The 1,263-nt window shown below is 55.7% G+C and carries 2 protein-coding genes; both read left to right on the top strand.

What is annotated here, in order from left to right:
- On the top strand, window positions 1-878 hold an 878-nt coding region (locus B4967_RS13870), incomplete at its 5' end, for a DUF932 domain-containing protein (protein ID WP_083025817.1).
- Between the two features lie 37 nt (window positions 879-915).
- Entirely contained in the window at window positions 916-1,110 is a 195-nt protein-coding gene (locus tag B4967_RS13865; RefSeq protein ID WP_139794516.1) for a hypothetical protein, read from the top strand.
- The last annotated feature ends 153 nt before the right edge of the window (window positions 1,111-1,263 follow it).

Here is a 1,263-nt window from a genome sequence, read left to right as displayed (position 1 = left end):
TCTGGCAGCAACAGGCCGGTATGAACTGGCATATTGAAGAAGCACCAGTGCGTTTTATTGCCGAAGGGGCTAGCCACCTGGGCAGCATTCACTCGTTCCCTGAGCAGAAGGTGCTTTATCGCTCGGATACCAAAGCACCACTGTCGGTGGTGTCACAGCGCTATAAGGTGGTACAGCCCGAAGAGATTTTGGAGTTTTACCGTGATCTGACTGAGTACGCCGGGTATGAGCTAGAAACCGCTGGCGTGCTCAAAGGCGGACGTAAGTTTTGGGCGCTAGCCCGTAGCGGCTTAAGCACGTCGCTCAAAGGTCAGGATGAGGTGAACGACTACCTGCTGTTGGCCACTTCCTGCGATGGCACCCTTGCCACCATGGCAACGCCCACCACGGTGAGGGTAGTGTGCAATAACACGCTGCAAATTGCCGTCGATGGTACGTCGCAAGCGGTGAAGGTGCCGCACCGCTCGGAGTTTGATCCGCGTGCCGTGAAGCGTCAGTTAGGCATTTCGGTGTCGCAATGGAATGACTTCATGTACCGGATGAAAACCCTAGCGGAGCGTAAAATCACTCGGCAGGAAGCGCAGCAGTATCTTCAGTCGGTGATTTGTGGTGCGGAGAAGCCGCTGGACGATCCCTCTAAACTGCCCAACTACCGAGCGCTGAATAAGGTGCAGAAGCTCTACCAAGGCGAAGGCCGGGGCGCTCACTTGGTGACCGCTAAAGACACGGCCTGGGGCTTGCTGAACGCCGTGACGGAATACGTCGATCGCGATGAGCGGGCACGTAGTAACGATACCCGTATGGACTCAGCCTGGTTTGGTCAGGGGGCACAGCTCAAACAAGAGGCCTTAGATGCCGCCCTACAGCTGGTGTCGTAACCATCCTGCTGTGGGGCTTATGCCGCGAGGTACCCGTATGAGCTTTGTTTCCGACGCCATTGAGATGGCTATCACTCGACTAACCAAACAACTGCTAGAACACGACGCTCATAACGCCACGTCGCTGGTGTGCGCCCAGGGCGAGTTTTATCGCGCAGAGATACGCCTGGAGCGTATCGATCCCGCAGACATTGCGCGTCACTTACCCGACGTTCCTCCACTCGTTAAATGACACACCCCATGAACAGGGCTGACTAACCCGCATTTCTCTATTCACATAAAAGGAGGTGCCCCATGGCACAGCGTACTCATGTAGTAAAGGCGTCTCCCCAAAAAGGCCCAGCATCTTCTATTCAAGCAGACGCCAATGCTCAGCACTCCCCAA

The organism is Vreelandella lionensis, assembly GCF_002087295.1.
GTDB classification, from domain to species: domain Bacteria; phylum Pseudomonadota; class Gammaproteobacteria; order Pseudomonadales; family Halomonadaceae; genus Vreelandella; species Vreelandella lionensis.
The sequence above is the reverse complement of the archived record's forward strand: the minus strand, read 5'-3'. Positions and strand labels throughout refer to the sequence as shown.